Below are 26,713 nucleotides of genomic sequence, written 5' to 3'. Positions count from 1 at the left end.
ACTAGGCAGAACACATGATTTCTAACATGACTTTACAAGGCTTAGATAAGTTGGATCGAAAAATACTTTCGAGCCTGTTATCAAACGGACGTCAGTCAATCGCAAACCTATCTCGTAACATCGGTTTGTCTCGTACAGCAGTGGCCGAGCGAATCAACCGATTAGAGCAGACTGGTATTATCAAAGGATATACTGCTCAAATACGTGTCGAAAACGAAGGGCGTACGGCAGCGAGCTACTTGCTTATTTCTTGTGAGAAAGGCAAAAAAAACGATGTCACAAACGCGCTTAAAGAGATCCCGGAAGTACGCTTAACGAGTGTTGTTGGCGGCAACTTCGATATTATTGCCCTGATCGAAGCACCGGACCTACAATCTATTCACCATCTATCCAATGAGATTGAGTCTTTTAGTGGGATTCAAAAGCTGGATACGACTGTAGTACTCCACCAACCGATTAGTCGTTAGTAGTCGATCTATTCCATTGAAAAAAGCCGCTCTTTCGAGCGGCTTTTTAAATACTTCCAATAACTTTAATCTTAACGTCTTTCTCACTGGGGTTACCTAACCATACCGTCTGCCCTAAGCTATTCCCTTCCCCATGACCCAGTTTATTCGCAGGCACTGTATCAAGGTTCACCGTTAGCTTTAGATCCCAAGACATAGGGTCACGCAGTATAAATCGCATCAACCCAACCAATGTATTGTGCAACTCACCACCATATGAGAAGCGTCTAAAAGTGGCAAAGTCGATATCATCTATACATAGGTTAAACTTGCCATTTAAGTCAGCAATACTTTGACCTAAGTGTAGAGTCTGACCTAAGACACAATTGGATCGGTTTAACTTGTTTCTCTGACACTCAGCAATATTTACTCTTCGGTAAACCCACTCTTCAATTCTCACGCTCGGCAGAGAGAAGTAGTGAGAAACAATCCCCGCAATCAACTTAGGGGAGCGCGTCCGTGTGGATAATTGGTTAACGTAAGATAGTATTTTTGCCCTATCAAGCTCAGCGACATCACAATCTTGCATCACGCCAGACAGACCCGCTAAATGCAGTATCCGGCCTGAGAATGCATCGCTAGCACCACTTTGATACTGAACGTGATAGCGATACTTTTTCCATACACGATAAAGTAAGCTCGTATAACGATTATGGAAGAAGTCAAAGAACCCCTTAACCGGATTATCTTCTGGATCTCTGCCTGCTAGCTTTTCCGTGTATGATGCGGGTAACGGTGAACTGGCTCCGTGTAAACCTAGAAAATTGGTTTCAATTCGAGAGTATTGCTGGCCATTACGTTCCATATGGACAATGAAGTCCATGTCACTTTTAGGGAAGCTTAACTTCGGCGATACACTAAACTCGATACGTTCTTGGTGAAAGTACTTGTTTTCACCCACCGCAGTAAAATTGGAATCAGGTAGGCGCTGATAGTGCTTTTCGAGCAACAACACTGCCTGGTAGAAGCTGAACTCGTACGACTCTTCAGATAGTACATTGATCATAATATTGTCTGTTGTCCGATTAAGCTTGCCCACCTGTATACTTCGCCACTCGCTTCATCAAAGACCTCAAGTTCTGTAAATGAGTTAACACTTGAATAAAGCCTGATGAACTCGTTCAGTACATTCACCATCAAAAACATATCGCCTTCATTAACAAAGTATTTTGAGTTGGTGACTAACTTGAACTGATTGCCACGCACCGAGACACCTCTAAACACACGATCGATAGGCTTCATCTCAGAAGAAATAATGCCATCCAGTCGATGTATTGAAGCTCGATGTGCCTGCCTGTCAACGCGAGAATGAAAATCGTATGTCGATAGTAAAACCTTAAGAACATCGATATTTGCTAAAGACAAATAGTTCAACGACATGTTTGCAATTAGCTGCCACTGTAGCTCACCATTGACTTGAGGGCTGACAGATTGCGTTGGCTTAGTAATATTCTCGAACGTCGCAAATGTCGGTGACTTGTGAGTGGCATAAGTGATATCTCCGACGGATAATCGCTCGGCTAAATCTGCATTGCTACATTGCAATTTCATCAATACCGTTTCAGAACCTAGATCGGCGATGTCACCATTATGGGTGTGAAAGGAAATATATCGCTCTAATCCGCGGCCACTTACACGTTCACCCACCTTCGATTTATAAAACTCACGTTTATCTCGTTGATTGATTTGGTGTTCGAAAGTCTCAAACTCAATCAATGGTTTGCGGCGCCGTTCATCTTTACTCCAACTTTCAACATGCTCAATGGAGTAAACTTCATAATGCTCTTGGCTAGTACTTTGAGGACGTACTTTATATTCGTTACGTCGATGCTCTAACCTTATCGGGTCACCGTCTTTTTCGAATAAATTGACCGCTGGTGTACAGTGCAAGCGTAAATGCTTGTCCTTTAATACCACTTCTGACGGCAACGCACGTTTAAAATGAAACTTAATGTTTACATTGCTGCGTTGAGGAACGCCTTTGAGCCACTCTAAGCCGTGAATATCAAAGAACATAAACTTGTCAGGTAATGAGAATAGCTCTTGCAGCAATCGATAGCCTGCAAAAGAGTTTTTGCTGTAAGGAAGTAACGCTTCTTCCTCTTCGAACCCGACTGGCTTAACAAACTCTGGACCAAGCTTATGCTTATAGCCACCGCCTACATCTAGCTCTACATAATCTAGGTACCTGAACAACCATAAGAATACCGTGCGTGATATGTGAATTTCGCCATGGAGATGTAGCCTAAGCGTATCTAAGCCGATACGAGACAGTTCAAGACCATGCTCCGTTGAAAGCGTGACATCAATCGTTGAACTGGTGCGACTATTGGTTTGCTCTATGCCAGTGATCGTGATGGGATATAAGTCAACGTCGTAGCAAGTGCGAAACAAACATTGCGTTCCTTCTACTTGCTCGCTCGCCATCTCTGCCCCTCTTTTTACAACGGTTTTTTCCGTTACACTTCCGGTATGGGGCTTTAGCTCACTGATACACAAAGACGGTACCGAACGCATGTAGTGAGGCCACAACAAGGTCATTAATGACTGGGTAAGCTCTGGCAATTCATCATCAATTTTTTCGCGAATTCTACCTGTAAGGAATGCAAAACCTTCAAGCAGTCGCTCTACATCAGGGTCAAAGGTTCCTTCCGAAAGAAAGTGCGTTAACTTCGGGTGATATTTAGCAAACTCGCTACCAGCTTCACGCAGATACGTGAGCTCATCTTGAAAGTACTTACTGTTGCTCAAATGATACCTACTAAACGTTGAATTGGCCGTCAGTACCCATGTAGACATCTATCGACATCGGAACTCTACCGCCGTTGTGAGAGACTTCACCACGAATGCCAAAACCCAGTTGTAAAGGGTTATGGTGATCCTCGCGATAATGAACTTCGACGCTACGCAATCTCGGTTCGAAACGCTCTATTGTTGACGTGATATTCTTTTGAATGTGACGGACTAGGTTGGTGTTATTGGAAAGAACATCATTAAAATCTGGCAGACCGTACTCGTCATCGATCATCGCATTCCCTGAATGTGTGTTCAGTAAATCTGCCAAATGTAAATGTATCGACTCGATCAAGTGCTTGTGTGAAACAACTTTTTCATAGCAGTTCTTTGGCTCGCCAAGTTCAATACGCTCTAAAAGTCGGTAACCTTTTTCCATACTCAGTCCTACGAAAAAAGCAGCCAGTATTCACTGGCTGCTTGATTTTGCTCATCAAGGTTTATTGGTCTAATTTACCAACCAATGATAAATCAAAGCTTGCGCCCATGTACTTAAAGTGAGGACGTACAGACATAGATACCTTGTACCAGCCTGGATCACCCTCTACGTCAGACACTTCAACTTTCGCTGCACGTAGAGGTCGACGACCACGTACTTCTGCTGGCGGGTTTTCTTGGTCTGAAACGTACTGGCGAATCCATTTATTCAGTTCAATTTCCAAGTCAGAACGTTCTTTCCATGAACCGATCTGCTCACGCTGAAGCACTTTAATGTAGTGAGCAAGACGGTTGATAATGAACATATACGGTAGCTGAGTACCAAGTTTATAGTTCATTTCGGCTTGTTTGCCCTCTGGTGTATTGGCAAATACCTTAGGCTTTTGAACGGAGTTTGCAGAGAAGAATGCTGCATTATCAGAACCTTTACGCATGGTAAGGGCCATAAAGCCTTCTTCAGCTAACTCGTACTCGCGACGGTCAGAAACCAGAATCTCAGTTGGGATCTTAGTTTCGATTTGACCCATTGACTCAAAGTTATATACCGGTAAGTCAAATACTGCACCGCCACTTTGCGGGCCGATGATGTTTGGACACCAACGGTACTTAGCAAATGACTCACTGATTTTAGAAGCCATCGCATACGCCGAGTTGCCCCACAAATAGTTGTGGTGGCTGTCCGTTACTTGCTCATCGTAATCGAATGCTTTAATTGGGTTGTCTTCTACTGAGTATGGCGTACGTAGCATGAAGCGAGATGTACATAGGCCAACATATCGAGCATCTTCATGCTCACGGAATCCGCGCCATTTAGTGTATTGAGGACCTTCAAATACAGACTTTAGGTCTTTCAAGTTAGGCAGTTCTTCGTAGCTATCTAGGCCAAAGAACTTAGATGATGCCGAAGTAATAAATGGTGCATGAGACATCGCACCTACATTCGCCATGTACTCCATTAGCTTAACATCAGGTGATGATGCTGAAAGTTGGTAATCACAGATTACTGCACCTACAGGTTTACCACCGAACTGACCATACTCACGAGTATAGATTTGCTTGTAAAGGCCAGACTTAACGACCTCTGGGGCATCTTCAAAGTCATCCAGAACTTCGTCTTTCTTCGCAGAAATCAGCTCAATTTGGATGTTTTCTCTAAAGTCAGTGTGATCAACAAGGTACTTCAGACCACGCCAAGTCGACTCTACCGCTTGAATCTCTTCATTGTGAAGAATCGCATCCACTTGCTTAGACAGTTTCTGATCGATTTCTGAGATCATAAGATCAACCAGAGATTGATCTACTTTTTCAGTGTTTGAGCTACTTAACAACTCACCGATAAACGCTTCAACGCCGCGTTTTGCAACATCAAATCCTTCATCACTAGGCTTCAAACGTGTTTCATTAAGAATGCTATCCAGAAGTGAATCTGAAGCCGCTAAGGTAGCTTCTTGCTCTGGAGCTTGTGCTTCTGCAGACATGGTATCCCTTATTCTTCTTTAGCGCCTTGGTCTTGGCCAATGCTCAATTCATCCAATAGTTTCTTTCTCGCTTCTTCGTCTTGAAGCACTGCCGCAATTTTCTTACGGAACGCAGGAACGTTACCTAGAGGGCCTTTTAATGCAACCAAGGCTTCACGTAGTTCAAGCAAGCTGTTAAGTTCAGGAACGCTTTTAGCAATCGCTTCTGGCGAGAAATCTTTCATGTTTGTGAATGTTAAATCTACGCCAATCTGAGCGCCTTCTTCATCTGAAAGCTGGTTTGGAACGTTTGCTTTAACATTTGGAGCATACCCTTCAAGCACTTCATTAAAGTTGTCCTTGTCGATATTAATCGGAGTACGCTCTTCGATTGGTGTTTCATCTGCACGCGCAGTAAAATCCCCTACAACCATCATGCTCAGCGGCAGTTCTACGTCTTCTTGCGCATCACCTGTTGCTGGAACATAACGGATATTAATTCGCTCTTTAGGAGCCACCGAGCCATCACGTGACATATTTAGTTCCTTATCTAACTTTGTAATTAGTCATAAATTGCTTGCCACTCTTCGTATTTCGCAGGTAGAAGGTCTTTGGTTCGGTATAACTGTTTAAGTGTTTTGCGAAATAGGTCTTCCAATTGCGACGATAAGTGGGGTTCCCAGCTAGCAAGATCAAATTCCTTTTGCACCTCCCACCCTTTCTCAAGGTATGGTAAACACAAGGGGTATAACCCGACAGACTGGTAAGCTGCTATCAGTTGTAAATACAGCATAAACTGGCCTCTTCCTGAGCTATCTAACTCAAGTTTGCGGGCCAGTTCTGCAGCACGTTCCCCTAGATTATCTAGGGTGATATCCTCCATCAGCGATGAGTCTTCTTCGGTGATAACAACCGTCTGAACTATCGGTTGAGAGCACGATGAATCAGCAACTTGAGTAGACAACCAACTTATTGTCGCTTCATCTGCAAATGGTATAGAATTTTTGAATTTTAGATGTTCGATGCCTTCGAGTGACTCAACGAAACGTTTCACCTCTTGCTTTACCGCAGCAGAGGCCTCATCGAAACCAAGATTAGTCAACATCGAGTAGACCATGTAATGGCCAGTCAACCAGAATGGCGCATCTGTGAGGGTTCTCTCTAGACGCTTGATCGTATCAATATCACTCTCTTGAAGAGCTTTATCACGATATTCCGCTTGTTGATCTGTTGAAACTGCAAGACTTAAAGGAGTCTCGAAGTTTTGATGATCCGGCAAGCCATCAATATCATCCCAGGTCAAATGACGGTAGATGCGATAAGCGAGTGGATCACTGGCATCTGAGCCAATCATTACTTCCGCCACTTTTTTCAAAGTACGCTTAGAAGCCGATGGTGATGTAAAATCGGTATCAACGTCGACTTGTTTAATCGCAGGTTTGTTTGTGGCGACTGTAGCCGAGTCTGACTGCTTACTGGTCGGCGCGGGTGCCGATTTCGCATTTTCTACCGAGGGTACAGATTCATGCGCCGTGGGATTGACCGGCGCCGCCTGTGGAGCTTGTTCAAGCTGAGCGGATGAACCTTGAGAGTCATCTACGGCTTGCTGAGATAACACATTCAGCTGAGTACGGATTTCGAAAAAATCCGCTTCTGAATCATGAAACACGTCATCGAACTGCCTTTGCACTTCTTCAATTGCCGTAACACAAGCCGAAACCAGATCCCACGGTTGAGGCTCCTCAGCTAATTTGCTGCATTGCAACTTAAACTGATGGTTAAGCCACTCAACCGCACCATCTCTTCCTCGTTTCCGAGTTGGGTACAGATCTGAACCAAATCTATTTAACGACTCATTAAGCAGCATTAAGCCTTGCTTGAGTCCTTGCAATCCGCTCTCTTCACTTAATGCTCGAACAAGATAGCATAGTGCCTTAAGGTCTTTGCTATGTCTTTCAAGGACCTCGGTTGCATGAGTTTTGACTATCTTCCAGTCGACTGTTTCGCCAAATAGAGAGCCGAACTTTTTGACTTCAGCTTCCATCATTTCATAGCAAAACTCGTAACGGGCATCTTCTCCTGCTGGAGAAGAGTCTGAAATCGGAGCGAGCAACTTTTCTGAATCAATCGTCGACATAATTAACTTCTAACCTCAGAGAAATAGTCTTTCAACGCGTTATCGACTGCTAACGCTCCTCTGGCAGGTTGGGAAATCTGATGTCCTTTATCAATTGATTCCTTCGCCATATTGTTCAAGACTTCAATGATTTCACTGAATGTCTTTGGTGCGTTCGTTTCTAAGTCTACTAACGAGTCATGCAGTCGTTGCTGGTCAAAAATAGATTGTTCCGTGACCGTACTAAACAAAATAAATTCACTTCTAGCCACAATCAGGTCTTTAACTTTTTGGTTTAGCTCAGGCGTTCGACCAAAAAACGCTATCGCCGCTTCAGCCTGAGTAATAGCTTTCGTGTAGTAGTGCTCTTTTGCATACTGCTCAATTGAGCTATTGAGCTTCGCAAGTACATTTGCAGGTAATACCTGACTATAGAAATACGCTTCTGATTGGTTGAGCAACCAAGCCGCTTTAAGCTCTTCATCCGCAAGCTTTGCTTCTCCATTCAGAATCAGATTAGTCAGTTGCTGCTCTTTACTGCCTGATAAAGCGGATAATTTCAAAGCGTTAATTGAAGCCGTATTAAGCCCTGCCATTACCGCAGTCAGCGTCTTGTCGGCATAAGGGAACAAAGCGCCATCATTAACCAATTTCTGCTTGAGATTGACTAGGTCTTTGCGCAAATCAACCAGTACTTTGGGTAAATCGTCGGCCAGAAGTTGATAAGAGTGCAATTCAGATTGGTTACTCTTATACAGCTTGGAGAGTTTCATCTGCTGAACTTGATACGCTTCTCGATAAGGCGCCGTCGTAACAACATTCTTCTCCATATCATTGAGTGAAAACTCGATATCCCAAGGTGATTGAGCCAGAAACGAAGCAGTTTGAGCTGGTTTAATTACACTAACGACTTCATTGGAGGACTGAGCGGGATTGATGATAGATTTCCACTCAGGTTGACTCTGGTTGTACAAATAGCTGCCGGTAATTACGGCAACACTCAACACCAAACTCGCTTCCAATATTTTGAAACGCCCGTACCCTAAACGTTCATAAGGTTTGCGGTGAGTCAGCAACAGGTCAGCATTTCTCAGGCTACTAAAAATCGGTGCATTCGACTTTGAGTCAATCGCTTGAGTGTCGATACGGGCAACTTGCTGTGCAAAAGAGATAGCCGTGTAGCCATGCCCCCGTGGGTTGTTGATGACTTCTTTGAGCAGTTTCCAGATATGATTTGGGATAAGTGGGACGCGCTTGCGCTCTTTCAGTTGCTTGTGCCAAGCATCACCAAAAATAGCCCCCAAAAATAGGTGGCCTGTTAGTAAAGCTAACGAATAAACATCATCTTGTGGTTCTGTCGTCCCTGATTCTAGGTAAAGCGGAGATGCATAGCTCAAACTTGCTTCAGAGTAAGATTCTGACTCACCAATGTAGCGGGCAGCTCCAAAATCAATCAACTTTACATAGTCGCCTTCACTTACCAGAACATTCGAAGGCTTGATATCGAGATGACAAATTCCTCTGGTATGCATGAACTCGAGTGCACCTGCCAGTTGGTAAACCAACCAAGCAATGTGGTCGTGGCGGAAACCCTTGGTAGAATAGCGCTCCATCTTTTCAGCTAAGGATTCGCCCTGAATCCACTCATACATCAAATAAGGCCGCTCAAATTCATTTCCGACTTTGATAAATTCAGCCACACTAGGATGTTGAGATATCTCTAGTCTACTGGCTTCATTAATCAGCATCTTAGTTGCTATGTCTGAGGCATCTTCATTGACGACCTTGCAACAGATCTGTTTCTCAGGCTGACCTTTTTTGGCAAGATGGTAAACCGTTGTCCTACCATTTTTCGATGGCAGTGTGTCTAGCACATCAAATTGTGAAAAAAGAACGTATTCAAGCTTTGGCTTATTCTTATTCGCCAATCTTTGTTCGTTCTGTTTTTTTCTCTCAATCGCTTTTACAACCAACTGATCAATATATCCTTTGGCTGCTCCCTGCTTATCAGACACTCTGCACTCTTTAATCGAAAAATATTATTGAGCGCAGATAATATTTGCTGACACATCTCAGTTTCAAGGCTGGTATTAAAAACGAACAGTACGCCTATTAATTTAGTTATTATTACTAGCTAATCTGCGTCTTTAACTTACGCTTTAACTATGTAGATTACGTAGTTTTAATAGCAATAATACCAACCCGATAAATTGGCATTATTTCAATTGTATATTTGGCGCAAATTTACTCAACAGGCTAGCAATTGAAGTATTGCTTTGTCGCCATCTGGGCCAAACATCATAAGCGTGGTAGGTTGATTAAAATGGTGGTTCTTTACTGCGTAAGCAATTAATGCTGGCGAGGAGCAACTACCCATCGTTCCCCACAATTCATTGATCAAGTGAGGTTGCTGAGGTTGAATAAAGCGCTCTGCTTTCGCCCCCAAAGCAAACCCATAATCTTCAGTATGCGCTCGCAGGTTAGACATATCCGAGTACACTTCGCCAAATGAATCAATTTGCTGACTCGCGCGCTGGACAAGGCGGTACATGCCTCTACGATCAGTAGCGCCTAATTCAATATCTAAGTAACCTAGTTTTGCTTTAGGTTTTAGCTTGAGTGTCTCAATAATGTTTCTTCGACAAACAATCAAGCCAGCCCCACCTTCACTAGGGATAATGCCCCATGGGTTACTAGTACTCATCACCTTGCCATCTTTGATTAGATCACCCAGTGACTCGACTAAAGAATCAACCGAAATACACATCATTGCATCATTATCATCTAGGGACTTCATCGCTTTAAGTACAAAGCTTGCTCCACTTGAATGCACAACATCAATTTTAGAAATGAAGTCAGAATAGGTACTTTCACCTATCCATTCCTGCACCTTTACTAGGGAAACCTCGCTAGGGACTGCGATAATTAACGGTATAGGCTTTAGCGATTGTGGTAATTGTTCCAGTAACGAGCTAAGTATATAGCCAGACAGCTGACAAGTTTTGTCGAGTAGTGTTTGTGCTTCGGTATAATCAATTTTCGCATACGTAAAGCGTTCAATACCATCGTCTCCCTCCAGTTGCTCAAACCTAGCGAGATCCGCTTTTGCAACAGTTTGAGCTATTTCCAGATTCATACCTGTCGGGGTAATCACTTCCATCCCAAGTACATAACGAGCAGTGGACCCATTCATATCCCTAGCCTTCCTGTTGTTTAACTATTGAGGTGGATACCAGCAAGTGTTCTTTGTCCTGACATAAAAAAGACGCGTTGTAACTCATTGATATTGTTTTATCTTCCGTATTTATAAATAGGCTATAAATCGACATTGGCGCTTGATAGGTCTCGTCTTGAAACTTCGCGACTGCAACGTACCTGTCTTTAGGAATGCGAAATGAGATCGTGTCATCATGACAAAATCCGCTCATCATTAAGCGTTCACCACCAGCAAGGTGACCTTTGCACTGCTGATCTTGCGGAGCACTCTGATAAAACTGTTGGCTGAAGTCTATAGGTAACAACGGCTTACGATTTTCGACCCAGTTCTCATCGAACGTGCCTGCCAGCTTTTGGCGAGCCTCAAAAAAAGGCGGTAACGGACCAAAACCAGCTACACGGATCTTCGAGCTAGTCGCACTCCATTCTTCCTTAGGGTAGAACACCGAGGGTACTTTCTGTTTAAGTAACTCTTCAGTTGATCCCGCAATGCCTCCACCCAACCGGTTGCGAATGTCGCCACCAATTGCACAAGAATAATCGATGTCTTTTTCAACAAAAGGGATAGGTTTACTTAAGGTAACGCTACCACCATGTTCAACCCAAATACGATCTCCGTGAATAGATAAGGTTTTATCGATATGGCCATCAATCAGCACTCGACATTCCTGATAAATCACTGGTTTTTTAGCGTAGCTTCTCGCCTTGCCAAAAACCAATACATCTGTGTTCTTTTTGGTGTAGGCAAACTCGTGGTCAACCTTCATGGCGGAAAACCCGGGGTCGCCCAAATACTGCGGATCATCAAAGACTTCGCTTTGTTCCAATTCGCACCAACCACTTCCATCCAATTGCCAGGTTCGTTTGCCTACCACAACCCAAACTTCATTCCCTTGCTCATCACGTTGAAATCGACCTTTCAAAGTGACTTCGGAATGCGGTTCAATGTCCCATAACTGCATTGGTGCTCCTTAAGTTGAATCGCTCACTCACCGAAGGCGTTACTTTAAAATTACGGAAATTCCAATCTTGTTGATGAACAGGCATCACCATGTTCCAAGGAATGTAAGCTCTTGATTGAATGCATAGCTGTCGCCACATCCACTGGCGGAATGTGAAGCCAATATTAGGGTCTTGCATTGCCGTCAGTGTCGTGTCGAAATTCAACGCGTAACCGAGCCTACTTGGTAAGTTTTGTATATGCTTGTCTTGAGCAACCCAATCACTCAACAAATCTTGCGCTTGCTGTCGATCATAATCAATGCCAAAGTTTTGCGGCTTAACCGGAAGTTGAGAGCCATAAACGACATATAGAGCCTGAAGCCAAATTTCATACTGATAGTCATCAAGGTGTTGTAGGTTCTCCATCACTATTGGCACTAATTTGCAGTCTCCACTTAATGCAAAGTCGATAGGTGCCAGTGATGACTCAATATCAAACTCCATAAACTCTTTGATCTCGAGAAGTTTCGCGAACGTTTTGGTTTTTGATGAGGATATATGCTTAGCTTCAGTGCCAAAGTACCTACGAAACCAGGTGCTTCTATCACCTTTGGTAATTAACCGTTCAAATAGATACTGGTCACCTTGCGCATTTTCGCTAAGCCAACTAACCCCTTCTTCGACATCATTTAGTGCGAGTGTAGGGCAAGCTAGTTCTGCGTTGATTCTCCCTGCTTTGTACCAATGCTTAATCAATCCAACGCTCAAAGCCTGACGTAAACGCAAGCACTCAAAATAGAGAGAGGCTGATTTTGCCTGTCCTTCTATGAGCTCCGCCAATACGTTATCTAGTGAAGAAAGTGACGAGTGAGTAACGATTAGTGTCGCTGTCGTTGTATCAAGCTCATCAAGATAGCGTACGCCACTAAGCAGGTTATCTAGCTCATCACCAAACTCGTGTTGAAACATCAACCATGCATAGATGCCAGGCTCGACATCCTTTTGTTGATGTATTAAGCCAGGAGCCAATCGATAAAAAGACAAGTAAACTTGCTTGAGCTCGTCAATTTGTCGCTCAATTAGGTTCAAGTAGGTATTGTCTCGGCTTGGGTAGCCCTGTTTATGTATCTGTACTCGCTGCCTAAGAAGAAATCCTAGGCTCTCTGAGGCCAACAACAGCTTTTCATTGCAAAAGCTTAGCCACCCATCAGACAAGGCTGAAAGCGCATCGATGGTTCGCTCTGAATTTTCTAGCGCAGTATCAATTTGTTGGCTCGTAATGGGAGCGTTAAGGTGCTCAGCACCGATTCTTTGTCGCATCTACCTTTCCGTATTTAGCGCCAATAACACCATGGCTATCAGTTAATCGCTATCGTCCCACCCTGAATTTTCTGGGCTTTTTCCGCTTGAGAAGTCACATATTTGGCTTTGGTTGTAATTCGGCCATCACGTCCACTGTAGCGTGTTTGCGTGTCACCACTTTTGACGATTAACTCTTGCTCTGTCTCTATCACCATCTTTTTAGCCCGCAAGGTAAACTCTTCTGATTCATCAAGAATCGAGAAAAAAATGTCTGTCACCAAGGGCAAACTTAGATCATCATTCAAAAATTCAATGCGACAGCTCAGTTGATTATCAATCGCCATTTGCAATTCACTGCTACGAAAAGCCCGACCTAATCGCGCAGTCAGTGGTTGATTGAACGGATTTCCCTCAAACTCCACTCGAACACTATTCGTTGATTGGTTGATTGCCACTATGGTACCAAAACGAGAAAAGCAAGCCGTTGATTCGGCTTGCTGTTCCGTGATGGTTTGTACTTGAATACTGTGTTTTTCCATCATTAATTGATCGCTACGTTGCCACCTTTCACCACAACTTTGTCACTACCTTCAATAGTGATTGCAGATCCCGTTAGTTTAATTGAACCATCACTATTCATGACTAAAGAAGAGCCACCCGTTTTTAGTACTATCTTCTCACCGCTAATTATCTGCGTTGCACCATCGGCTTTATACGAAGTATTGCCTTTCACTGAAACGGTTAAGTTACCACCCACCGTTTGGTTGTCATCGGCACCAACGTCAGAGTTTTTAGAAGCACCAACGTTTAAATTGCTGTTCTCTCCGACATCTAGGTCGTCGTTCTTACCAATTTTGGTAGTACGGTTGTCTCCGATTTCTAAGTCAGAGTTATTCTTCACATATTGAGTTTCGTTGGCGTTGTATGTCACCTTGACATCTTGCTCAACGGTTTCAGTAAAGGTGCTGTTAACCTGAGTCGTTTTATGACCATCAATCGTTTCTTTATGATCACCGTGCACATCATTGGTCTGGTGTCGCGCAACTTTTAGAAACTCGTCTTGGCCTATATCTCGATAACGGTTGTTAAGTACCTTTGTCGACATATCCTTTTGAGCATGGATATAGACTTCTTCCTGATTCGCTTCGTCTTCAAAACTCAGCTCGTTATACCCAGCCCCTTTATGCGTCTGAGTACGGAATGTGGTACGTGTTTTGTTCTCAGGCAAAGAATACGGAGGAAAATGAAGACCATTGTACACAGCACCCGTGACTAGTGGTCGGTCTGGATCGCCCTCTAAGAAGGTTACAACAACTTCGTGTCCAATACGCGGCAGATATACCGCGCCCCAGGTTGGCGCAGCCATAGACTGACTAACCCGAATCCAGCAACTTGAATGCTCGTCATTGTCACCGTATCGATCCCAGTGGAATTGTACTTTTATGCGACCGAGCTTATCGGTGTAGATCTCTTCACCAGCAGGGCCAACAACTACCGCTGTTTGTGGGCCATCAACTATTGGGGCAGAGAGTTTTGGTGCTTTGAACACCACGTCACGTGGAATACATGCAAAATGGTTGTAATATGTTGTCGGCATACCACTTGTCTCATCTTCATGGACTTGTGGATCTTGCCCGGTATGAACAACAGACAGCATGATGTAATCACGGTTTATTTCCGAGCGAGGATGCTCACCAATGTTAAAGCTATAACCTGACGCTAAACGCATCACATCACTGCTCGCTTCCACCTGCTGGTTGTCTACAATATGTTCAGACATCCACTCTGTTGTTCTCACCTGGCCCATGGCTGGGTCGAAGTAACGTCCCGGATAGTCAAATTGCTTAAGATCTTGGTCCAAATCACCGGCATTGGTCATTTCTTGAGGAATTTTAGGGTGTTCGTAGTTGTAGTCGGTATATGTTACCTGACCCGTACGTACCCTATTCACTAGCTCAAGATCGGTAATATGTTCTCTATCTGCGACACCACCACCATCGGCATGATAAACAACTGGGCCTAAGTAAGATGAGTTCAGCGGGGTGCTTAACAGCGGAGCGATAGCATCGTTGCTATCGACAATAACCATAGTGTGATTGGTATCAGTATGCTCAAAATAGTACCACATACCGTGTTCTGCCATAATTCGTTGTACGAAATGAAGGTCAGACTCACGATACTGCAAAACGTATTCTTTCGCAGGATAAATACCCGATAGTTCAAGGCGATAATCTGTAACTGAGCCATCATCTAGAACTTCAGCAATAATATCTGACGCCGATTTCTGCTGGAAAATGCGGCAATCTTGACGCTGCGATAAGAACCAAGCTTGTGGTACTAACACTAACTGGTAGCGCGAGAACCGACGGCCAGAACCTAGGTAGCGCACTTCATTGACGACACCATTAAAAACACGAGCAGCCCCAACCCCTTGACCATAAAGGGTTAACGAACCTGCTTTGCGAATTAGCGTATCGAATGAGATATCTGGATCAAGTGAAAGTAATGAGAGACTGATGTGAAAAGGTTTGGATAGTTCTTCAGTTACCTGAAAACTTTCGACCCGAAATTCATGCCCACATCCAGGCACTTCAAATTTAAATTCTACGTCATTCACCATATCTTTTACCTGATACAAATAATGGAATTAGGGCCAACATACGTTGGCCCTGAATCTTTACACGAAAAGCGATTAAGCTTCGCGTGGAGCACGCCAGTCGTCGTTACCCGCTGTACCACAGTTTTCGTGAGTAACTTCAATTGCGCGGTAAGTGAACTTAAGCACTTCTTCAGTCACACGGTCAGCAGTTGCTGCGTCTTGACAGTGGTTCATACGAGTTTGAACATCAACTAGTAGTGCATCAATCAGTTTGATTGAGTAGTAATGCTCTTGCTTACCTTGAACTGATGTACGGTAGAAACGGATTACACACTCAGGTAGCTTCTCGCCAGACACTAGCGCGTTGAATAGAAGCGGAGAAGAACGGTCTTGTACTTTAGTTACAACTACTGGGCGGTGTACACGTTGACCTGTAGGCTGGCCACTTTGTGGGTCACGTGGAACAGTTAGCACGTGGTCAAGCTCTTGCACTAGGAACTCATCAACGTGAGCTTCTTGCCAAGTGTTACCTACAGAATCTGCAGAGTAAGTATCTTTAGTAATGTGACCTTGAGTTTCACCGTTGATAGACATATATGCTGGAGTTGGCATCGCTATTTCCTTTTTTAAAATCTAAATTTGTTAAATCACCAAATCGCTTATCACCGCGACTGATTACTACTATTCAAACTCCATGCCAACTTCACAAACCCTTTAAATACAAGCACTTAGATAAAAACCACCATTAATATCTAGTTTATTAATTACAACTTATTGGTTAAATAAACAAAAAATTGGAATCCAATAGTAATAAATTGACTTCATTCTCGAAAGTGAAAATAACCATTAACTTTTAATCAAATTAAGTTAATTAAACTACCACTTTAGTCAAAACAACCAGAAATATATTCATAATAACAATCACAGAGAAAATATTTTAATCAAACACCCTGTTGACCGTATTAAAGTGACCAAAAAACGCTAGGTAAAATATCACAATAAAAAAAGATAAATATCAATTTTAGTATAATGGAGGCTATTTCATTCCTCTAACTAACAATATGACCATGATTAATATAAATCTTTCTTCATTAATTCAACGTCTACACCCAATAGCAAAAGTCGCATTAGAAGATGCAGCTGCGCTAGCGGTCTCTGAAAAAGCAAACGAAGTTCAAATTGAACATTACCTACTGAGTCTATTAGAAAGGCCAAATAGTGATTTTGACGTCTTATTAAGTCATTTTGATTGTTCTGAGAATTTATTAAGACAATCAGTTCGTTCATCTCTCGACAGCAATTCCAACGGAAATGGCAGTAAGCCCGTTTTTTCTGCTTTGCTGATTGAGTGGCTTCAAGAAAGCTGGCTGGTTTCTTCTTTAGATCTTTCTGAAACACAGATCCGCTCTGGTGCTTTGCTTTTAACACTGGTCAGTAACCCTTTACGATACGGACAACACGGATACGCTTCTATTTTAGAAGCCGTAAACCCAGACAGCCTAAAGCGTAACTTTGCAGAACTGACCACTCATTCTCTTGAAGCTCAGGTGGCCACATCTGAGAATACTCAAGCTCGTGAAGATGGCTCTGCATTGAGCAAGTTCACCACTGATTTCACAGGTAAAGCGCGTAAAGGCGAAATCGATCCTGTTTTCTGTCGTGACCAAGAAATTCGTCAAATCGTTGATATTCTTGCACGTCGCCGTAAAAACAACCCAATCGCGGTAGGTGAACCGGGTGTAGGTAAAACCGCTGTAGTAGAAGGTTTAGCACTTAAAATCGTCCAAGGCGATGTGCCAGACAACCTAAAAGGCGTTGAACTTTACGGCCTTGATATGGGGCTTCTTCAAGCGGGCGCAAGCGTAAAAGGCGAATTTGAAAAGCGCTTAAATGCAGTGTTAGATGAAGTAAAAAACTCGCCAACACCAATCATCTTGTTTATTGATGAAGCACACACACTTGTTGGTGGTGGTAATCAGGCAGGTGGAAGCGATGCGGCAAACTTACTAAAACCTGCACTAGCGCGTGGCGAAGTAAAGACGATTGCTGCAACAACATGGTCTGAGTACAAGAAGTACTTTGAAAAAGATCCAGCGTTGGCGCGTCGTTTCCAACTTGTTAAGCTTGATGAGCCTTCTCCAGAACAAGCGGCTTTGATCATTCGTGGTCTGCGCCCTGCGTATGAGAAATCGCATAACGTTTACGTTCGTGACGATGCGATCACCGCAGCGGCAGCGCTTTCTGCTCGTTATATCTCTGGCCGTCAACTACCAGACAAAGCCATTGACGTGTTAGATACGGCATGTGCACGAGTCAACATCAGCCTGAATGCCATTCCCGCTTCTGTAGAAACACTTCAGCAAGAGCTAGCAGCTCAGCAGCGCGAACTTGAAGCGCTTGAACGTGACGCACTGCAACAAACTGGCGACAAGCACAGTCTTGCTAACATTCCAGATCTAAAACTGGCGATGGACGCAACAAAAGAAGAATTAGCAGAGCAAGAAACACAATGGCACAAAGAGAAAGAGCAAATCCAACAGATGATTGCCCTGCGTTCTCGCCTTCATGCACTGGTTAGTGGTGAATCTGAACAAGAGGAAATAGCAGCTGATGAAGAGTCAGAGGCTGAGCTAGAAGTTTCTCCATACGCAGAAATGGATGAAGAAGCGGTTCGCATTGCTATTTCAGCCTGCCAAGAACAGCTGGAAGCCATTCGTGGCGGTAACCCGCTTGTTCACTTTGAAGTGGGCCCAGATGAAGTAAGCCATGTTATTTCAGATTGGACGGGTATCCCTATGGGTAAGATGCTTCAAGACGAAGCAGAAACCACACTCAAGCTAAAAGACAGCCTAACTCAAGCCATTAAAGGCCAAGAGTTTGCCATTGATGCCCTTTCAGAAGGTATTCAAACGGCTAAAGCTGGCCTAGGTAACCCAGATGCACCAACTGGTGTGTTCCTGCTTGTAGGTCCAAGCGGCGTAGGTAAAACTGAAACTGCGCGTGCGATTGCCGATCAAATGTTTGGTGGTGAGCGCTTTATGACCACCATTAACATGTCGGAATTCCAAGAGAAGCACACGGTATCTCGCCTGATTGGCTCACCTCCGGGCTACGTAGGTTACGGTGAAGGTGGCATGCTGACAGAAGCCGTTCGTCAACGCCCTTACTCTGTGGTTCTGCTAGATGAAGTCGAAAAAGCAGATCCTGAAGTTCTTAACTTGTTCTATCAAGTGTTCGACAAGGGTACGTTGAACGACGGTGAAGGTCGTACTATCGACTTTAAGAACACACTGATCATCATGACCAGTAACCTCGCTACGCATGAAATTGAGTCTTTGGTTCATCAGTCGAAAGACATCGATGCCAACATCATTGCTGAAGCGATTCGTCCTACGTTGAACCAGCATTTCAAACCAGCGCTGTTGGCCCGTATGTCTGTATTGCCATTCGTACCACTGTCTGATGAAGCGATGACAGAAATCATTCATCACAAACTGAATAAAGTCTCTGAGCGTCTACAAAGCCACCATAAGTTGTCTTTGAGCTACGAAGAGAGTTTAGTTGAGTTCGTATTAGGTAACTGTCGCCTTGCTGAAACCGGTGCACGTAACATTGATGCAGTAATTAACCGCCAGTTGCTGCCTCAGCTATCTACTCAGTTGCTGGTGCACGACAAGGATGATTCACACACGCAAATCGCAGTCTCTGTCGATGAGCAAGGAACTCTCACCTATGCGTTCAGCTAACCATAGCGAACTAAGCAACGCACTACTTGCGATCAGCCAGTCTTTGGCTGATCGCAGCCAGTTAACTCAAACATTAGATGCCGTCTTAACTGCCGCGAGGCAAATGACCTTCGCCAAGCACGGTATCATTTATGTTTTGGACCAAACTGGACAGGCGTTGATTCCGAGTACTGCTCATCACAGTGATAAAACGATTGTCTCCCACCCTTGGGATGCACTTCAGCTTGATTCTGCCAGTGAAAACGACCCGTTTAACTTTGCAATTCGCAATGGTGAAGTGGTGTTAATCAATGAACTGTACAAGTACAACGGCTACGACTGTGACAGTATTTACCAGGCAGAGCAAACGCTAGGGTTAAAGAGCGAAAACCTACTCGCCTGGCCACTTATCGACAGTGAAAGTAAAACTATTGGCCTGTTGGTATTAATGGATTTAAGCGTTATTGATAATGAAGCCGCGCTGACGGAGTTTTGTCGCATGGCAGCGAGCAATATTCGCCAAGCGGTGTGGTTAGAGCAGTACGGCCAAGTCATTAAGAACCTAAGTGCCGATAACCAGGCTTTGGTGCGTGAGAACACTCAACTTAAAAAGCGTACTCAGAAAACCTATCAAGGGCCGATTGCAGAGAGCGATGAAATGCTTAACGTGCTGGCTCGACTTGATAAAGTGTTATCGCTACCTGTCGATGTGCTCTTACGCGGAGAAACAGGTGCAGGTAAAGAGGTGATCGCCAAATACATTCACGATAACTCCAACCGCGCAGAGCAGCCCTTGATTGTGCAAAACTGTGCTGCGATTCCAGAACAATTATTGGAATCAGAGCTGTTCGGCCATAAAAAAGGCTCTTTCACAGGTGCGGACAAAGACAAGGTTGGCCTGTTTGAAGCAGCAAACGGCGGCACACTTTTCTTGGATGAGATTGGCGACATGCCAATGCTATTGCAAGCCAAGCTGCTCCGTGTTCTGCAAGAACGTAAAGTTCGCCCTGTGGGTGCTAGCAAAGAGATTGAAGTGGATGTTCGTGTTATCGCAGCGACACACTGTAATCTAATGCAGCAAATCAAAGATGGCGGGTTCCGTGCCGACTTGTTTTATCGCTTAAATGTGTTCCCGATTACCTTGCCACCACTGAGGGCACGTAAGTCGGATATCATTCCTCTTGCGGAGCACTTCGTTCAGCACACCACCAACACACTAGGTTTACCACAAGCGCCTGGGCTAAGTGCCAACGTTCGTAAGCAGCTTCTGGCTTACACATACCCCGGTAACGTGCGTGAGCTGAAGAACATTATCGAGCGTTCTGTTCTGCTGTCTGATTTCGAAACCATTACTCATATTGAATTTGGTGAGCAAATCCCAGAAGAACAGGTAAGCGTAGCTGTTGAAGTTGAAGCACCACCTTTAGTGCAATCTTCTTATGAACCCGTACACGCTGACTCAGAAGATGGGGCAAAGGGCCTTAAGGAAGTGGTCAGCCAATACGAGCGCACGGTCATTTTAGACTGCTTAAATGCTTGTAACTGGCACACTAAGCGCGCTGCTGAGCAACTGTCTTTACCTTTGAGTACACTTAACCACAAGATGAAGAAATACGATATTTCTGCTGCGGGTTAAGCGAGAAGCGAGAAGCGAGAAGCGAGAAGCGAGAAGCGAGAAGCGAGAAAATCTTACTTCAGTTTGCATTGATAAGAAAAGAAAAACCGCCCGAGGGCGGTTTTCTTTTATACTGTTTTCGGCAGGGGAGCAGCTACATTCATCGGCTCTTTGGTGATCCAGTCCTCTATCCACTCTTTTCTTTTCGTTGAGTCATTCGCTAACTCTTTCTGCCAATAGAGAAACGCAGAATCATTCATTCGAGAAACATCGCGCTCAATCTCCATCCAAGGCATACCTTTTGTACTATATTCTTGTCCACCCTGAACAGACAGCTTTTGGGCCTGTTTTAGTGGATAGATACCTACATCTGGCGCAAGCCCCATTTGTGATAACGATGAGACAGCAATATGCACTGGTAAAAACACGGCTTTTTTCTTGTCCAAAATTGGACCAAACGGTCTCAATGTCGGAACTCTTCGTCCTGTTGGAGAGGTATATCTGAGCTCAAACTTAACGATATGCAGAGTCCTACGGTCACTAAATGGATCTAGGTATCTATTGGGTTCTGCATTAACTTTCGCCTGAAACTCTTTCACAAAAGATCCCAACCCAGATGCAAGTTCGGTGTTAGTATCAGTGAAATTGACCTCTTTGATTTCTACTTTTGCATAAGGAGAAGGGACTTCTTTTTTATAAGTATATTCACCAACTTCTAGCAGTGTACCGAAGAAACTCGGCCCTTCAGTCGTGTCTTTTGAAAACATCGACTCTTGCTCTTCAATCGACAAAGATAAGCGCATTGGCACCTGATAGCTCTCTCCCATCATACGCCTATATGTCTCTTTTTCGCCGCCTTCGGAAAGTAAAGCGACATAAATAGTAACTGGTTTATCATTAGACCAATCAAGTACAGAGGATTTTGGTGCTTTCTCATCAAACCACTCAAACCCACTCCCTTTCGAAACCGCACTAAAGCTCGAAACATCACCTTTTAGATACGGTGCAATACCTTCAGATTTTTTAGCAGAAGCACTTTTAACAAACTCTTCGATGAGTAAATCATATTCGTTAATCACTACTTGCCTATTCGCCAAACCATCGTATAAAACGAGAGGTAGACCATCAACCTCGACTTCACCGTCACTATTCAGGTGGCATTGCTTACCATAGGTATTATTATCATCGACACCATAGTTAAACATGGTTAACCGCTCGTCAGTTCCTGCTAGCGATAGCGTACTCCCATCAGCAGTGAAATAGTATTGCATTGAACGAGCTTCTCCACTTTGTTTCCACTTATCAAAGTCTTGCAACTCGTAATTTGAGTACAACGGTTTAAGGCCAGGGATTTCATACTCGCCGAACCAATATGTTGGCTCAAACTCAACACATGTTAGATGTTCTTCAATTGCGTGTTGGTTAAAATAACCTTTTAGCTTATCGTTGCTTCCGCACAAGGTTAAGTCATCCGCTTTTCTCGGCGCCATCAGAACTTCAAAGCTTGGTCCTTTAAAGTCCCAAAGCGACCGTTCACAGCAGTATTGCAGCGTTGTCTTAAATATCTTTTTCTTGGATTTAGAGGCATTACTTGATAATACAATCTGAACCTTAACACGTGTAAAAGGCGTAATTCGATTGGTTTTGTTTGGGGAAATCCATTCGTCAAATGGCTTCCAAGAAACCCCATCCCCTCTACTGTCAACTAATAAACGGCTGAAGCCGATATCGCTCGATTTAACCGACTCCACATTGTTATCGAACATTTTTGCGAAATCGGAAAAGCCATTGTCTACATCACCCTGATATAAACGAGCTTGAACTGGGAAGCCTTTATTGAATTCCCCTTGGATACGAGCTCTCTTCAACAAAGGTGACAATTGTGGCGAATGTTCGTTTTTCCAAGATTGTGCAAAAGCGCGGGCAGCACTTGCACCTGACTTATCATCCCTAACTCGCTGAATCCAGTTCTGAGCCATGGTGTTGTAATTGCTTAGCGGCGCCTCCCAGTTATCGTTGATAACATAAACATCGATGTAATCCTTAACTCGATATTCCTCAAGCAACCCTTGCAACTTAGAAACATTAGGGTTCCAAAGCGAAATTCGAGCAAGCAATTCCACGAGCCCGTTAAGCGCAAGAGCACGGAGTAAAAATCGTTTCTGCAGTTCTTGCACCGTTTCTTTATTCTTCAGGTGAGATTCAACTTCATCACGTGTCTTTATCTCACTACGCTCAATCGTTACTTTTAGATCTCTGTACTGTTGAAGAACTCGGATATGGATTTTACCTAACTGGTTTAGTTGGTCGATATTCTGAAAACGCCCTTTAAAGTCAGAATAGGCTTTTTCAGTGATGAGCTCGTCCAACACAGATAACGCACAGTCTGCTAGTTCTGCTCCGGACTTTAGATACAAAATACCCGCAGCAAGCGGAGCTAGCGGAGTAAACATCGCAAACCCGCTAAGAGTGGTTAACACCGCCGCGACTTGCGCCTTCTGCGTATCATCTAAGCCAACATCCAATGCTTGCTTCAACTGGCGTGCTTTCTCTAACTCCACCATGCCGCTGCGGCTCGGTGGTAAAACAACTTGATAGTTAGGAATAATCAAGCGAACTTCAACTCGTCGATCTAGGGCGGCAGGGGCACTGTCTCCGGTCTGCGACATATCGCTCTTGGTACTATCAGCCGTAAGCGGTTGAGTATTTCCATAAGACGCCGTGTAAACCCTTTCTTCTAAGCTAGAGTCAATGGAGGTAATTGCGTTGGTAACAGTTTCTGCACGATTAGCAGCAACAAGATCGTTCGCATCAGAAGAACCAATCCTACCAGCATGCCCTTCTATCGATACCTTGTAGCTTGGGTTATCTAGCATCAATTGCGACAAATTCTTACACACTTGTTTAATGTCTGTTCTCAGCTTGCCGTGCTCATTGCCATGTTGCCATTCGTTGAACTTAAAGTTGATATGAATCGCTAACCCTTGGCTGTCCTCAACTATGTGGGCTATCTCCTCACCATCGCTACCATTGATGACGTTTTTAGCATCGTCTAACGCTTGTGCCCATTCTTGATACGCTTTAATAACTGAAATAGATTGAAGGTAGCTATGAGATATCGCATCGAAATCTTCTTTGGCTTCGAGAGATTTCTTCTCAAGCTCGTTTTCTTTTTGCACCAAATCGTACAAGTCAACTAGGCTAGAACCAGATTCAAGAATTGGAAATGCTCGGTTCATCTTCTCCATAACGGAGCCATTAAACCATGACCTCGCAAGTCGTGTTGAGTTCTCGCTGAATGTACCCGTGATCAAGTTAGCCTTTATCACATCGAGTTCGCGCTTAATAAAAGAGATGTTCATACCGCTCTTGCGAAACGCCAAGGCTGCCGCCTGATTAAAGTCGAGCCCCTTATTGGCAAATCTTATCGCTTTAGTCAATTCTTTACGGCTTTCTTTAAACGCTGACAATCCAAAAGCAAGTGCAACACTGCTGGTCATTAAATCAGGCAGCTTTTTTTGCTCAATGTCCGACCAGATGCCTTTAGAGACACTGAACATTGTCGCTTTCAGGTTTTCAGAAAATGGATTTCCTCCCATCAAAAAACCTTCAGCCAGACTTTCCGCGTTCTTTTTGATTGCTGATGCTAAACCGAGTGTATTAACACCTGTTCCCGAGAGAGGAACCGATTTACCAGTTTTTGTCATCAACTCGCTATAATTAGAGGGTAATGCTTGGGGGTACTGGTAAAACAAACACTCTTCAAGAGAGATCATATCACCGCACACAATAGCAAGTTTTCCGTAACCGCTGATTGATTTAAACGTTACCTTTTCATTCAATTCGTAGGTATAACAATCCTGATCTGCTACACCAGTGACCTCTGACGATTTATTCCGTTCAAATCTAAGCCGCCCAGACTTGATAACTTCAGGAACTTCATTTTTAAGACGTTCGTTCGCGGTAAGATAATCCTGTACATAAAATTGAACCCTAAGCCCGTAGAATCCATCACCCAGTACTATGTGATTATCTTCTGTGCTTGACTCAGACTTCGCAGGCTTTATGACCGATGGTAAATTGATTGTTACAGATGGCAAAGTGTTTTTATAAGCTTGTGACCCTCGATTTTCATCGTCAAAAGTAGGCTGTCTCACGATACCTCTTTCCAATACGATCTCTGACGTTTCTTGTTGACTACCAAGGGTACTGCGATATTTTACTAATGACACTTCCGCGCCTATGTAAATATCACTGCTAAACACTATGCTAATAGTATTTACACTGGGTACGACAAACCCTTCAATAAACTCAACGTCAGATGAGAGAATATCTGCATACCATTGGTTATAGTTTTCCTCCTCTTGCGTAAGTGACTGCCCATGCTCATGGGTGTAAGGCTTCGCAAGTTGTTTTACTGAAATTTTCGACGGTTTAAAAAGCCTCGGCTTATTTAACGCAGGATTCATTTTAGTATAGAGAGACTTTACGCTTTCCTTAATTTCAGTAATAGATGATGAATTTTGCGCTAATTGGCCAATCAAATTGGTGGGCGGAAACAACATCTCATAGCTTTGATTAATATCAATCGTTGTGATGGGGCTATTGTGGCGAAGTAGCACTTGTGATTCGCCCTCTATGGCTTCACTTAAGTACGATAAATTACATAGTCTACCATATTGGTCACTTCCCCAGAACCTAGGCAAAGTTACAGAATCTTGGGCGAGAGCATCTATTAGTATTGGCGTAAATGGGAGAGGTCGAACATTCTTTACTTCATCTACGCTGGTTAAGTCTGACACCGTATTCCAATTACTGAACTCTCGTCCCAAACCTGTATCTTCACCTTGAAAATACGCCCCAAGCAAATACATTGGTTTATCGTAAGTACATACGTCGACCATCACTCACCCCCCTTAAACCAAAAACCATCATTTGCTAAGCCATTGTATAAGCTCATATTGGAGTCAACGCCTATTTCGCCAGTACCCAACGCATACCATTGCCACCCTCTCTGTGTTTCGCGATCGACGACTGTCATGCGTGACACTCGGTCATGTGCACTGAATCGAGCGTCTTTTCCTAATATGCCCGAACCTACATATTCAGTTTTATCGTACTTTTTGACCGTTTCCTTATCTATGTCAAAAAAGAATCTATTCCGATTATTTTGTCCCCAAGCATATCGACCTGTTGGGCTAATACTACGAAACTTCAACCACTCGCTCTGATTAACTTTTCCTGTTGGCTTAATACTTATATGCTTGAAACTATCGCTATTAAATTGCTTCTTAAATACCCCTGAATAACTTAGGTTAATTGACATATCGTTTCTCAGGATAGTCGCGTTTCCAACCCCAAAATCAACCGCTTCAATTTCTCCTGTTTCAGAATCCCAACGAGCGTTATCAAAATCGCCCATGGTATGAAAATACAAATAACGGCTATCCTCTGACCAAGCCATGCCAGGATAGCCTAATCCCATCACTCGCGTTTTTACACCCGTTTTTAGGTCATAAACATACTTGCCTGTGCCTTTATCTATCCAGGCAACATAGCGCAAGTTAGGAGAACGTCGAATAAGCACAATGCCATCAACCTTGATATCTGGCACCACTAGGCGTAAATCTGTGCCATCCGTTTTCATGCTCCAGATTCGTAAGTTGTAACGATCACCATCATTCGCCCATGCAAATTGAAAACGCGGCAGATCATAAGAGCTAGCGTCGTTGATATCTTCTTTGGGCCACTCATCTGAATTAAAGACATAGTATTTAGGAAACTGACCCGACATAGGTTTTATTTTGTCATCGGCTACCCAATTCTCATTGGTCACTGCCGATTCCATTACGTAGTAGTTATTCTCACCGACATAAACGCGATCTGGATGTTTATCTTGCTCTGTTTGCGCAGAACTCGAAACAGGGGAAGCACTCAGTTGAGATTGGTCATTACAACCAATGATTGCTAAACCTAATAACGTGATTAGTAGTGTTTTTTTCAT

The 26,713-nt window shown here is 43.7% G+C and carries 18 protein-coding genes; 3 read left to right on the top strand and 15 right to left on the bottom strand.

Features of this window, described 5'->3' with window-relative positions:
* The first annotated feature begins 14 nt into the window (after positions 1-14).
* A complete protein-coding gene (locus tag APB76_RS17795; protein ID WP_049846758.1) occupies positions 15-467 on the top strand; it encodes an Lrp/AsnC family transcriptional regulator in 453 nt (150 codons plus the stop codon).
* A gap of 46 nt (positions 468-513) precedes the next feature.
* On the opposite strand, the gene tssG is transcribed toward APB76_RS17795, so the two are convergent.
* From tssG to APB76_RS17730, 13 genes are all read right to left on the bottom strand, one after another.
* Positions 514-1,512 carry a type VI secretion system baseplate subunit TssG gene (gene tssG / locus APB76_RS17790; protein ID WP_049846757.1) on the bottom strand — a complete coding sequence of 333 codons (999 nt, stop codon included), beginning with the start codon at positions 1,510-1,512 and terminating at the stop codon, positions 514-516.
* Positions 1,509-3,257: a type VI secretion system baseplate subunit TssF gene (gene tssF / locus APB76_RS17785; RefSeq protein WP_054961359.1), complete on the bottom strand. Its 1,749-nt coding sequence runs from the start codon at positions 3,255-3,257 to the stop codon at positions 1,509-1,511. Before tssF ends, tssG begins: the two co-directional genes overlap by 4 nt.
* 10 nt (positions 3,258-3,267) lie before the next feature.
* On the bottom strand, positions 3,268-3,678 hold the full coding sequence (gene tssE, locus APB76_RS17780; protein ID WP_049846755.1) for a type VI secretion system baseplate subunit TssE: 411 nt from the start codon (positions 3,676-3,678) through the stop codon (positions 3,268-3,270).
* 61 nt (positions 3,679-3,739) lie between these two features.
* Positions 3,740-5,215 (bottom strand): type VI secretion system contractile sheath large subunit, encoded by a 1,476-nt coding sequence (gene tssC / locus APB76_RS17775; RefSeq protein WP_049846754.1) that lies wholly within the window; start codon positions 5,213-5,215, stop codon positions 3,740-3,742.
* Between the two features lie 8 nt (positions 5,216-5,223).
* A complete protein-coding gene (tssB, locus tag APB76_RS17770; RefSeq protein WP_049846753.1) occupies positions 5,224-5,730 on the bottom strand; it encodes a type VI secretion system contractile sheath small subunit in 507 nt (168 codons plus the stop codon).
* A gap of 26 nt (positions 5,731-5,756) precedes the next feature.
* Positions 5,757-7,331 carry a type VI secretion system protein TssA gene (tssA, locus tag APB76_RS17765; protein ID WP_054961358.1) on the bottom strand — a complete coding sequence of 525 codons (1,575 nt, stop codon included), beginning with the start codon at positions 7,329-7,331 and terminating at the stop codon, positions 5,757-5,759.
* A 2-nt stretch (positions 7,332-7,333) separates the two neighbouring features.
* Entirely contained in the window at positions 7,334-9,325 is a 1,992-nt protein-coding gene (locus APB76_RS17760; RefSeq protein WP_054961357.1) for a serine/threonine protein kinase, read from the bottom strand.
* 233 nt (positions 9,326-9,558) lie between these two features.
* Positions 9,559-10,503 carry a hypothetical protein gene (locus tag APB76_RS17755; protein ID WP_054961356.1) on the bottom strand — a complete coding sequence of 315 codons (945 nt, stop codon included), beginning with the start codon at positions 10,501-10,503 and terminating at the stop codon, positions 9,559-9,561.
* 4 nt (positions 10,504-10,507) lie between these two features.
* Positions 10,508-11,488 carry a DUF2169 family type VI secretion system accessory protein gene (locus APB76_RS17750; RefSeq protein WP_054961355.1) on the bottom strand — a complete coding sequence of 327 codons (981 nt, stop codon included), beginning with the start codon at positions 11,486-11,488 and terminating at the stop codon, positions 10,508-10,510.
* The gene (locus APB76_RS17745) at positions 11,469-12,788 is read right to left on the bottom strand and encodes a hypothetical protein (RefSeq protein WP_054961354.1); all 1,320 of its coding nucleotides are present in this window, start codon (positions 12,786-12,788) and stop codon (positions 11,469-11,471) included. The genes APB76_RS17750 and APB76_RS17745 overlap by 20 nt, the downstream gene beginning before the upstream one ends.
* Before the next feature lie 38 nt (positions 12,789-12,826).
* On the bottom strand, positions 12,827-13,312 hold the full coding sequence (locus tag APB76_RS17740) for a hypothetical protein (RefSeq protein WP_049846748.1): 486 nt from the start codon (positions 13,310-13,312) through the stop codon (positions 12,827-12,829).
* Positions 13,312-15,390: a type VI secretion system Vgr family protein gene (gene tssI, locus APB76_RS17735; RefSeq protein ID WP_054961353.1), complete on the bottom strand. Its 2,079-nt coding sequence runs from the start codon at positions 15,388-15,390 to the stop codon at positions 13,312-13,314. Before tssI ends, APB76_RS17740 begins: the two co-directional genes overlap by 1 nt.
* A gap of 72 nt (positions 15,391-15,462) precedes the next feature.
* A complete protein-coding gene (locus APB76_RS17730; RefSeq protein WP_049846746.1) occupies positions 15,463-15,981 on the bottom strand; it encodes an Hcp family type VI secretion system effector in 519 nt (172 codons plus the stop codon).
* A 455-nt stretch (positions 15,982-16,436) separates the two neighbouring features.
* Between APB76_RS17730 and tssH the strand changes: the two genes are divergently transcribed.
* Positions 16,437-19,115, top strand: coding sequence for a type VI secretion system ATPase TssH (gene tssH / locus APB76_RS17725; protein WP_054961448.1), 2,679 nt, complete (start codon positions 16,437-16,439; stop codon positions 19,113-19,115).
* Positions 19,102-20,730, top strand: a complete 1,629-nt coding sequence (locus APB76_RS17720) for a sigma-54-dependent Fis family transcriptional regulator (RefSeq protein ID WP_054961352.1) — start codon at positions 19,102-19,104, stop codon at positions 20,728-20,730. Before tssH ends, APB76_RS17720 begins: the two co-directional genes overlap by 14 nt.
* A gap of 107 nt (positions 20,731-20,837) precedes the next feature.
* On the opposite strand, the gene APB76_RS17715 is transcribed toward APB76_RS17720, so the two are convergent.
* Both APB76_RS17715 and APB76_RS17710 read right to left on the bottom strand, forming a co-directional pair.
* Complete coding sequence (locus APB76_RS17715) at positions 20,838-25,613, bottom strand: OmpA family protein (protein ID WP_054961351.1); 4,776 nt, start codon at positions 25,611-25,613, stop codon at positions 20,838-20,840.
* Positions 25,613-26,713, bottom strand: coding sequence for a TolB-like translocation protein (locus APB76_RS17710; RefSeq protein ID WP_054961350.1), 1,101 nt, complete (start codon positions 26,711-26,713; stop codon positions 25,613-25,615). Before APB76_RS17710 ends, APB76_RS17715 begins: the two co-directional genes overlap by 1 nt.

It is taken from the genome of Vibrio bivalvicida (genome assembly GCF_001399455.2).
Classification (GTDB): Bacteria; Pseudomonadota; Gammaproteobacteria; order Enterobacterales; family Vibrionaceae; genus Vibrio; species Vibrio bivalvicida.
The sequence above is the reverse complement of the archived record's forward strand: the minus strand, read 5'-3'. Positions and strand labels throughout refer to the sequence as shown.

Coding starts and splice junctions, on each gene's coding strand:
- APB76_RS17795 (WP_049846758.1), top strand. CDS start 15: ATGATTTCTAACATGACTTTACAAGGCTTAGATAAGTTGGATCGAAAA.
- tssG (WP_049846757.1), bottom strand. CDS start 1,512: ATGATCAATGTACTATCTGAAGAGTCGTACGAGTTCAGCTTCTACCAG.
- tssE (WP_049846755.1), bottom strand. CDS start 3,678: ATGGAAAAAGGTTACCGACTTTTAGAGCGTATTGAACTTGGCGAGCCA.
- tssC (WP_049846754.1), bottom strand. CDS start 5,215: ATGTCTGCAGAAGCACAAGCTCCAGAGCAAGAAGCTACCTTAGCGGCT.
- tssB (WP_049846753.1), bottom strand. CDS start 5,730: ATGTCACGTGATGGCTCGGTGGCTCCTAAAGAGCGAATTAATATCCGT.
- tssA (WP_054961358.1), bottom strand. CDS start 7,331: ATGTCGACGATTGATTCAGAAAAGTTGCTCGCTCCGATTTCAGACTCT.
- APB76_RS17755 (WP_054961356.1), bottom strand. CDS start 10,503: ATGAATGGGTCCACTGCTCGTTATGTACTTGGGATGGAAGTGATTACC.
- APB76_RS17750 (WP_054961355.1), bottom strand. CDS start 11,488: ATGCAGTTATGGGACATTGAACCGCATTCCGAAGTCACTTTGAAAGGT.
- APB76_RS17745 (WP_054961354.1), bottom strand. CDS start 12,788: ATGCGACAAAGAATCGGTGCTGAGCACCTTAACGCTCCCATTACGAGC.
- APB76_RS17740 (WP_049846748.1), bottom strand. CDS start 13,312: ATGATGGAAAAACACAGTATTCAAGTACAAACCATCACGGAACAGCAA.
- tssI (WP_054961353.1), bottom strand. CDS start 15,390: ATGGTGAATGACGTAGAATTTAAATTTGAAGTGCCTGGATGTGGGCAT.
- APB76_RS17730 (WP_049846746.1), bottom strand. CDS start 15,981: ATGCCAACTCCAGCATATATGTCTATCAACGGTGAAACTCAAGGTCAC.
- tssH (WP_054961448.1), top strand. CDS start 16,437: ATGATTAATATAAATCTTTCTTCATTAATTCAACGTCTACACCCAATA.
- APB76_RS17720 (WP_054961352.1), top strand. CDS start 19,102: ATGCGTTCAGCTAACCATAGCGAACTAAGCAACGCACTACTTGCGATC.
- APB76_RS17715 (WP_054961351.1), bottom strand. CDS start 25,613: ATGGTCGACGTATGTACTTACGATAAACCAATGTATTTGCTTGGGGCG.
- APB76_RS17710 (WP_054961350.1), bottom strand. CDS start 26,713: ATGAAAAAAACACTACTAATCACGTTATTAGGTTTAGCAATCATTGGT.